The 280-nt window shown below is 47.9% G+C and carries 1 protein-coding gene; it reads left to right on the top strand.

The genetic code is table 11. From position 1 onward, the window contains the following. Positions 1–278 (top strand): gamma-glutamyltransferase (locus AOA60_RS01280; RefSeq protein WP_178075301.1); only part of this gene is annotated, 278 nt, incomplete at its 5' end. Between the last annotated feature and the right edge of the window lie 2 nt (positions 279–280).

A 280-nucleotide genomic window follows, 5' to 3' on the forward strand; every position in this document is an offset into this window, starting at 1 on the left:
ATATGCGAGTGATCATGAATACCATCGATTTTGGCTTGAATCCACAAGCAGCTTTGGATGCACCTCGTTGGCAATGGGTGAAAGGAAAGCAAGTATTGTTGGAGCAAAGTATTCCGAATCATCTTGCTACTTCTTTGTCTGCTAAGGGTCACGCGATACAAGTCACTCACCAATCAGGGAGCTTTGGACGTGGTCAGATCATTTGGCGTGACCCAGTTTCTGGCGTACTTGCTGGTGGTACTGAGGCGAGGACAGACGGGGCAATCGCTGTATTTTAAGG

It is taken from the genome of Pseudomonas sp. 2822-17, from assembly GCF_002742485.1.
Lineage (GTDB): Bacteria > Pseudomonadota > Gammaproteobacteria > Pseudomonadales > Pseudomonadaceae > Aquipseudomonas > Aquipseudomonas cyclaminis.